General features: G+C 35.1%; 8 protein-coding genes and 1 pseudogene. 2 read left to right on the top strand and 7 right to left on the bottom strand.

The window, feature by feature from the left end:
* Positions 1 to 431 precede the first annotated feature (431 nt).
* The 6 genes from K9V48_RS26095 to K9V48_RS26070 all read right to left on the bottom strand — a co-directional run bounded on the left by K9V48_RS26095 (position 432) and on the right by K9V48_RS26070 (position 6,255).
* Entirely contained in the window at positions 432 to 1,484 is a 1,053-nt protein-coding gene (locus K9V48_RS26095; RefSeq protein WP_224142010.1) for an ABC transporter ATP-binding protein, read from the bottom strand.
* A complete protein-coding gene (locus K9V48_RS26090; RefSeq protein ID WP_224142009.1) occupies positions 1,471 to 2,199 on the bottom strand; it encodes a tyrosine-protein phosphatase in 729 nt (242 codons plus the stop codon). Before K9V48_RS26090 ends, K9V48_RS26095 begins: the two co-directional genes overlap by 14 nt.
* Positions 2,200 to 2,228: 29 nt before the next feature.
* Positions 2,229 to 3,038 (bottom strand): carbohydrate ABC transporter permease, encoded by an 810-nt coding sequence (locus K9V48_RS26085; protein WP_224142008.1) that lies wholly within the window; start codon positions 3,036 to 3,038, stop codon positions 2,229 to 2,231.
* Positions 3,039 to 3,053: 15 nt separating this feature from the next.
* Positions 3,054 to 4,010: a carbohydrate ABC transporter permease gene (locus tag K9V48_RS26080; RefSeq protein WP_224142007.1), complete on the bottom strand. Its 957-nt coding sequence runs from the start codon at positions 4,008 to 4,010 to the stop codon at positions 3,054 to 3,056.
* 62 nt (positions 4,011 to 4,072) lie between these two features.
* A complete protein-coding gene (locus tag K9V48_RS26075; protein WP_224142006.1) occupies positions 4,073 to 5,419 on the bottom strand; it encodes an ABC transporter substrate-binding protein in 1,347 nt (448 codons plus the stop codon).
* A gap of 11 nt (positions 5,420 to 5,430) precedes the next feature.
* Positions 5,431 to 6,255 carry a metallophosphoesterase family protein gene (locus K9V48_RS26070; RefSeq protein ID WP_224142005.1) on the bottom strand — a complete coding sequence of 275 codons (825 nt, stop codon included), beginning with the start codon at positions 6,253 to 6,255 and terminating at the stop codon, positions 5,431 to 5,433.
* Between the two features lie 186 nt (positions 6,256 to 6,441).
* Between K9V48_RS26070 and K9V48_RS26065 the strand changes: the two genes are divergently transcribed.
* Entirely contained in the window at positions 6,442 to 7,302 is an 861-nt protein-coding gene (locus tag K9V48_RS26065; protein WP_224142004.1) for a MurR/RpiR family transcriptional regulator, read from the top strand.
* 304 nt (positions 7,303 to 7,606) lie between these two features.
* Here the strand turns inward: K9V48_RS26065 and K9V48_RS26060 are convergent, their stop codons facing one another.
* Positions 7,607 to 7,750, bottom strand: a complete 144-nt coding sequence (locus K9V48_RS26060) for a hypothetical protein (protein WP_224142003.1) — start codon at positions 7,748 to 7,750, stop codon at positions 7,607 to 7,609.
* Positions 7,751 to 8,005: 255 nt separating this feature from the next.
* On the opposite strand from K9V48_RS26060, the pseudogene K9V48_RS26055 reads away from it, so the two are divergent.
* Positions 8,006 to 8,491 (top strand): annotated as a pseudogene (locus K9V48_RS26055) (CBO0543 family protein); the annotation flags it as partial.
* Positions 8,492 to 8,866: the final 375 nt, after the last annotated feature.

The following is an 8,866-nucleotide window of genomic DNA, read 5'->3' as shown; positions in this document are numbered from 1 at the left end:
ATGATAATAATGGGTTGGATGGCACGTGTGGCTGTCATAGTATCTGGCGTAGGTGGGGCCGATATCGGAAGAGGACTTAGATAAAATATCCTTTTTTAGTTGAATAAAATCATACATAAACAATAAAAATAAAAAACAATAAACCCCTTGGTGCCCAAGGGGTTTATTTTGATGTAGCTTCCTCTAATTGGCTTTATGTAAACTAGATTTGTATAACGTATTCATCTGATTCTGGGAGATCTTGTTCAACTAAAGGGCCAGATTGTGGAAGAAAGATTGGAATAACTGTGGTTTATTGACAAGTATAATATTTACAGTGAACCGTATCATAAGTAAGTGCGTTTTTTATTTTCTAAAAACTAAAGCCGATAACCTAAATAAAGTGTACGCTTTGTAAAGGACATTTTAAAAAGATTATCGGCTTTTTCAATTCAAACCGTAGCAAAGGCCAAACGGTCATTGAACTGGCTCAGCAGCTGAGCTTCTAATGCTGCATAGTCGTATATGCGTTGTTCGATTTGGTCGAAGTACATGATTTTGTCGAGTGGGATAGTTAAGCTTAGTGATTTATTGTTTTCCTTCCATGTGTTTTCAGTTTTGACAAGTAGTTCGCCAAGTGTTGTTTTGACTTTGTAAATGGCTTCGCTACCTAGTAGCTCGACAGAGATGACGTGACCTGTTAAGTTGAGTGCCTGTTCTTGTTGTTGGTCAATTAAAATATGTTCGGGTCTAATGCCTACAAATACGTTGTTATGTTCCACGATATTTGTTGGGGGAGAACCGATAAATTTGGCAACAAATAAGTTGGCTGGGTTCATGTAAATTTCTTTTGGTGTGCCTTGTTGCATAATTTTTCCTTTGTTTAAGATGATAATGTTATCGCCCATCGACATAGCTTCGAGTTGATCGTGTGTGACATAAACAAATGTTTTGTTTAGCTGGGCATGTAGTGTTGAAATTGTTTGACGCATTTGATTCCTTAGGCGAGCATCTAAGTTTGAGAGAGGCTCGTCCATTAAATACGCAGCAGGTGATTTGACCATGGCGCGTGCTAAAGCTACACGTTGTCTTTGGCCCCCTGACATTTGTGCAGGTAATTTGTTTGCTTGGTCTTCGAGTTCGACCATTTTGAGTGCATTGAGAACCATTCGTGTACGTTCTTCTTTTGGCATGCCTTGTACTTTTAGGCCGTATTCCACGTTTTTGTAGGCAGACATATGTGGATATAGGGCGTAATTTTGGAATACCATAGCGATTTTTCGGTCTTTTGGCTCGAGATACGTAACGTCGTGATCATCAATTGAAATTTCACCGGATTCGATGTCTTCTAACCCCGAAATAAGTCTTAGTAATGTAGATTTACCACATCCAGATGGGCCTAAAATAACTGTAAAAGATTGGTCTGGGATTGTTAAAGTCATATGGTCGACAACGACTTGTTTATCATATTTTTTATAAATATTTTTCAGCTCAATCTTGCCCATTAAAATTGCCCCCTAGCAATGCTTCTTTTAAGTGTTGTTGTTCATTTTTCTCGATACCGACTGCTGCTAAATAATTTTGTACATTTTCGTAGTTGTTTTCAATATATTGGAGTGTTAGTCGTGCATCGTCTTTATTCGATTCGAAAATAAAAGCGGGCACTTCATAGCCGGCATTGGTGATTTCTTGCTTTTGATGCATAAATACAGGCTCCATTAGTGCGGCACTCCAGCTATAATCTTCAATAATCGTTTCTTTTTCAATATCGCAAAGTAAAAGAAGCAGCATCGCAATGACACCTGTGCGATCTTTTCCGGCTGCACAATGAAAGAGCACGCCGTTATTTATGTTGTAGCTAATAATATTAAAAACTTTTTTAATAGATGGCTGGTTATTTATTAAAATATCAATATACACATTTGCTAAAGAGTCCATTTTAATCATATCGCTAGCATTGTTAAGCATACGGTCTAAAAAAGGTACATGGACATACTGAATATCAGGGTCGTGCATAAACGTATCAGGACGTTCTTCTACTTCTTTTGTGCTTCGTAGATCAATAATTGTACGCACACCATACTTAATTAAATATGCTTCGTCTGCTTTCGATAATGAATGCAGGCCATCACTTCTTAATAATTTATGTGGCAAAATTGTTTGGCCATTTGGCGCTCTGTAGCCACCTAACTCTCGTAAATTGTAAGTTCCCTCAAGCATGATTAGTTTCTCCGTTAAGTAGGTTACCATTATTTAATTCCTTTCTTTAAGAACGTATCCATAATTGAACGCTGTAAAATGATGTACGCAATAAAAATCGGTATACAAGAAATCGTCGTTGCAGCCATAAGAGAGCCCCATAAATTACTGTCGTTACTTACAAATGATTTTAAGCCGATTTGGATAGGTGAGCTTTCGAGTGTGCGTGATACGAGCATTGGCCATAAATAATCATTCCATGAGCTAATAATTAAAATGATGCTGAGTGCTGCAATCGTCGGCTTCATATTCGGTAATACAATATCTACTAAAATGCGCCACTCACTAATGCCATCAATTCTTGCTGCATCAAATAATGCTTTGGGGAATGCATTAAATGATTGGTATAAATAAATATTAGCAAATACAGAGCAAAGACCAGGTACGATAATGCCCCAAACCGTGCCGTTAATGCCAAGTTCGTTAATTTGAACATAGTTTGGTACCATAATCGCTTGTAGTGGAATTAACCATGTAACAGATAGTGCTAAATAAATAAGCCCTTTAAATTTAAAATCCCAACGTGTAAAGGCATAGGCGAATAAAATCGCAATAATTAATTGGCCGGCCGTTGTTAAAATACTAATCGTTACAGAGTTAAGTAGCATTTTAACAAGAGGCATCGTTTCAAAAGCATAGCTATAGTTACTAAATGTTAGGTCTGACGGAAATAACGAAAAACTAAATATTTCTGATTCGCTTTTTAAAGATGAAATAACCATCCAATACATTGGAAAAATGGATAATATCGAAAAAATGATCAGCACGAGATGGTTTTGTATATTAGCTTTTTTTATCATAAAATCAATCCTCCACTAGTTATCATAAAATGTAACTTTTTTTGTTATGATTTGTAGGATGATGGCGATGCTGCCAAATAAAATTAAAAACATAAGTGATGCGGCTGCACTTAGCCCGACGTTCATATCTTTAAAGGCAAAATCGTACATAATGTAATAAAGATTTGTAGAGGAGCCATAAGGTCCACCAGAAGTTAATACGTCGATAAACGCAAATGTCCATTCATTCGCGAATAAAATGCTCATCGTTAGTAATAGCATTAACGTTGGCGAAATAAGCGGAACCGTAATCGTATAAAACATTCTACGTTTACTAGCACCATCTAAACGAGCCGCTTCGTAATAGCTTTGGTCAATGGAGCCAATGCTTGCGGAAAAAATTAATGTACTAAAGCCGATCATTTTCCATCCAGCAATTAACGCAATCATAAATTTTGCCCAAAATTCATTTGTGAAAAACTGAATACCATTTTCAATAAGTCCTAGTTGTAACAAAATATTGTTTACTAATCCATTCGTTGGGTGCAGTAGCCATTGAAAAATAATGCTGATTGCTACAGGTGCAACAATCATCGGCAAAAATAGTAATGCGCGGTAAAAATTCCGATAGCTTTTTGATAGCTCCTGTGTCATATTCGCTAAATAAAGCGGGATGATAATCGAAAAGGGTAGCATAATAATAATGTAAAAAAGAGTGTTATAAATCGCTATGGAAAAATCTTTATGTGAAAAAAGTGTTGTAAAGTTTTCAAAGCCTACAAATTGAGGCACTGTGCCAGGCAGCATATTCCAGTCATAAAATGTATAAGATAAGTTCTGTAATAAAGGTTTGTATAACCAAAACGCAATAAGTAATACGGTAGGTAAAATAAATAAGTATGGTAGCCAGTTTTTCTTTCGTTTTATTTTCCTTTGGCTCCATTCAGTTGACTTGGGCGATTCATGAATTGGAATGTCACTTTTAATAACCATAAGAGCTCCTTTTAATTAAAAATTGTATGGTGGCCAGAAATAGCCACCATGTATCATGTAACTTATTCTAACAGTGAGTTAATTTCTTCTTGTGTCTCTTTCACTACTTCGGCTACATCTCGATCTGTCGTCAATGCTTTATCGAACATATCTAAGTAAAGCTGCTGTACTTCGTTCGCGGTTTCACCAGGCCAAATTGTGGCAGGTTTAATATTTGATAGACGTTCAATATTTAATTTAATAATCGGGTTTTCGTCTACGAAGTCTTTTAAGTAGTTTTCATCTTCAGCTAAGTAAGGACGTAAAGGTAAATAGCCGATATCTTTTGTAATAGTTGTGTAACCTTCATCACCTGTAATATATTTAACAAATTCCCAAATCGCCTGTGCTTTTTGCTCTGAGTCTGGTCTTACAGCAATCGCACTACCTGAGTTTGTCGGAATTGATTCTTCACCTTTAAAGCCTGGCATTGCATATCCATATAAATCCCAACCTGCAGATGCAGCAGTTGATTTAAAGCCGCTATAAAGTGAAGTCGATTGAAGGTGCATCGCTGCATTACCAGATAAAAATGCTTGAACAGCATCTGTATCTGTACCACCGATTGCTACATTTTCTGCGTAAAATTGTTTCCATGTTTCTAACGTTGAAATGGCATTTTTATTGTCAAAAACAACAGCAGTTTTATCTTCGTTTAAAATTTCTGATCCCCCGCTATATAAAATACTGTCTGATACCCAACCAGTAGAGTTTGATGGAGATAATGCTAGACCATAGATACCGGTTTTTTCCTTAATTTGTTTCGCCATTTTAAACATTTCTTCCCAAGATTTTGGGGCAACTGTTGGGTCTAAACCAGCCTGTTCAAAAATATCACCGTTAACATATAAAATTGGTGTACTAAATGTGAATGCCATACCGTACATTTTGTCTTGAATAACACCTAATTGTAATGCAGTGTCTGGAATCCCTTCAAAGTGAGCGTCTAGCTCTTCTTGTGGGAAAGCATCTTCAAATGCTACTACGCCTAAATCGTTACGCGCGCCGTCTAATCCAGGGAATGTTTGTTGAATAATGTCTACTTGTAAACCAGATTGAATATCTGTTCTTGATTTTGTGTAATCTGCATCAACGACACCTTCAACGACAATACCTTTTTCAGCACCGATCGTTTCGTTAAAGTTATTAATTAATTTTTCGACACCGTCTTTCATGGATGCATTACCAAGGCTATACGAGTAAAAAGTGACTTTTGTCGGTTCGTCAGGGTTTAATAAGTTCTCTTCCCATACAACTTCTTCTGATGGAGTTGTTGTTTTTTCTGTTGTACTGTCATCTTGTCCACAAGCAGCTAATAGTAATAATGTGAAAATAACCATAAAAGTGAGGATTAGTTTATTGTTTTTCATCGTCATTCTCCTTAAACTTTTGTGTCTTCTGTAGCGTGTTTTCTAAAGACTTGTTCGGATTTTAATGTATAAAGTCGTTCTAAATCAGGTTTAATATGTGAACGTTTCATTTCGATTAATTTATTTTTCACTGTGTAAACGTTATAGCCGCTTTGGTTTGTTACTGAAAGACAGTTATCTTTTTCTTTTACTAATCCAAATGCCACACCTTCTGACGTAAATTGCGGGATATGCTCGATATAGTGTAAACCGTTCATATGTGTATGCCCTGTAAAAACGCCAATGGCATCACTATTTGTAAGGATAGAAGTAAGCTTTTTTGCGTTCTCCATGCAAAGTGCTTTTTCTTCCCAGACGATTGGGTGATGCATAAAGACTAATGTTCCTTGCTGATAATTTTCTGCTAAAGTTTGTTCGAGCCACTGTAATTGTTCATCCTGAATTGCTCCGCTATGCTCACCGATAATTGCTGAATCTAATACGACAACTCGATAATTTTCTAGGTTTTTCACATAGTAATAAGCATTTGTATGTTCTTCGCCTAAAAATACTTTGTTGAAATTCTCTTTCACATCGTGGTTACCTAAAGTTAAGAACACCGGTGTATTTGGTACGTATGTGTCTAGTAGTTTTTTTAGCTCTGCATATTCCTCAATAGATCCTTCGTGAATTAAGTCTCCTGTAATCGAAATGAATTCTACATCCTCAAGTTCTAAATTGATTAATGCCTGTTTAAATTTCTCATTGTGGTTCGATAGTTTTTCGAAAATAGGCCTCAGGTTTGTTGATTCAATGTTCTGTAGTAAGTGCGTATCAGTGAAATGTACGAATTTCATTTTCTCTCTCCCTTTATTATTGCAATTTATCTGACGAATCAAATGTACAACATTACGGAGTAAAATTCCATTAAGATATTGTAAAAAGAATGTAAATTCCGTAAATGCGTATTTTTACAATTCTCGAAGATGAAACATGGTAAGATAAATGCATCTATATGAATGAGTGAGGAATGAGGATGGAGGATGGAGAAAAACCCGTTGTTAGTCATTGAAAGTATGTATGGAGGATTTCATCGCGTAGAAAAGAAAATTGCAGACTGTATTTTAAGCAATAGTAGCTTGATCATTAAAAATAATGTAAAAATGATTTCGTCACATGTGAATGTTTCAGAATCAAGTATTATTCGTTTTTGCCAGCTGCTCGGCTATCGTGGTTTTAGCGATTTTAAAGTCGCATTAGCGCATCATTCGAAAAAGTTAGATGATGAATTTTTTCAAATTGAAAGCTTGGACTCGGCAGAAGCGATTACGAAAGCAACGTTGTTAAATAATATGAATGCTCTAAAAAACACGCTCGATTTTATTAATTACGATGAGCTAGAAAAGGCCGCAAAATTAATTGCACAATCGAAAAAGGTCTTTATTGCAGGATCTGGAAATTCCGGCTTTATGGTAAAAATGTTTTATAGTCGAATTTTGACGACAGGATTAAATTTAGTGTATGCGACAGATTCATATGCCATGAAGCAAATGCAATTTCTGTTGGATGAAGAAACGGTTATCATTGGAATTTCGCAATCTGGTAAAACGGCGGAGCTCATTGAGTTATTTGAAACGGCATCACAAAAAAGTGTGCCAACAATTGCATTAACGGCGAGCACGAACAATAAGCTCACATCATTAGCCAATATCCAACTCGTGACAGCTTTATCAAATAGCAATTATATTCGCAACTATTACGCTTCAGAGGTCGTAGTTAAATCAATTCTCGACAGTTTAGCTACTTATATTAATATACTGTTAGATATTGAAAGCATCGACCAATTAAATACAATCGCTCAAGATATTTTCTTAGAAGCAATGGCGGTGATGAAGAACAAGTGAGCTTGGTACTGACCAAGTTCGATATGTAACCCCACCTCAATTATGTCATTTGGTGGGGTTTTTTCTCTTTTTAGCTGAATTAAGGATTCCTAAAGCTATATCAAGAATTTAATAGCAATACGTTATATAAAATGAGGTAAATAAAACCTCATTTAGATATATAAAGGAGAACTTTACCATAAGTTAGTATGGTTTTTAATCATGAAACCTACGCAATCACTTAGTTTTCAGGAAATTAACATTCGCATTTGAAGAAAGCGACCTGGACATACAGAGATGAGCCTACTTTTATCCTAATAATTGGTTACACCGTAATCAACAGTATAGATAGATTGTGATACATATGAGGCTCATCAGACAGCAATAAAGAAACCACATATGCAACTTCTTCAGGTTCACCTATTCTTCCAATTGAAACTAAAGCAGCAATTGCTTTTCTTTGTACCACGCCAAAAAAGATTTTCTTCAAGTAACGGGTGCATTAAAGAATGTCGCTTTTTCCTTATTCAAGGAATGGTGATAGTTAAGTAGGGAAAATAATAGTGACAAAAGATAATAACACTATTTAAGTAGGGAAATGCGTATAAAATGTTAACTGAATATAAATATTGGACTCAATATCGAATCTTTTACCCATATTATTGTGATTATCGTTGGCTTTTTTTGCCTTATCTTTTTTTAAAGATTAGATAAGAAAAGATACGGTTTGTTATTTATTTTATCAGCTTTAGCTGGAAACATTTTTTGCTATATGTTTGTGAAATTTAATTTTTATTCATTTCCATATCTATTATTCCCTAGGATTGAAAGTATGCCTATAATTGTTGTTACACTTTCCTTTCCTATAATGGTTCTGTTATCAGTTCGTTATAGTCCAGAGAAGTGGGGATGGAAAATACCTTTTTATTGGACGATTATTCATATAGGAATGTTTTTAGAAACATGGGCATTAACAAATACTAGACTCATCACCTATAACTTTAAATGGGACTTTTGGGATTCTTATACATGGTGGTGGATATATTTTTTAGTTTTTGAATGGATTGGCGGTATAATTATTCCTAGAGATCTAAGAAAGCCAATCAATATAAATCATTTGAAATTTGGCAGACTTGGTTGGGCAATTATTCATTTTGTCCTTATTTTGACTATTTTCCTTGGTGGTTATTATCTTGGTTCCTTGAAATAGACGAATTTCTAAAAACTCGTTCGAACAGATAAGATTGCTTAATGCAGATAGTCGCTTTTTAACATAGGTTAGTAAAATATAAGTTCTAAATTTAGGGAAGAATTTTTATATTTCGTGAAGCATTATACTTAAACAAACGGGTAGCTTTAGTGAAAGAAGAAATAATTGATTTTATGATTGAAATCATATTTAGTTATTCCATTAAAGGGCGCTTTAATTAAACAAGCAGCTAAAAGGATCTTCCAGTCGAAGATCCTTTTTCTGTGAAAATAAATAATGGTTTAAACTTGCTTGGTTTCGTTAATGATATGATTAATTCAATTTTTGACAATAAGAAAGCTGAGCTACCTTAAATTATGGTATCTCGTATATAAT

The organism is Metabacillus rhizolycopersici, from assembly GCF_020075705.1.
Note: the sequence above shows the minus strand (reverse complement) of the source record. Positions and strands in the feature narration are given on the sequence as shown.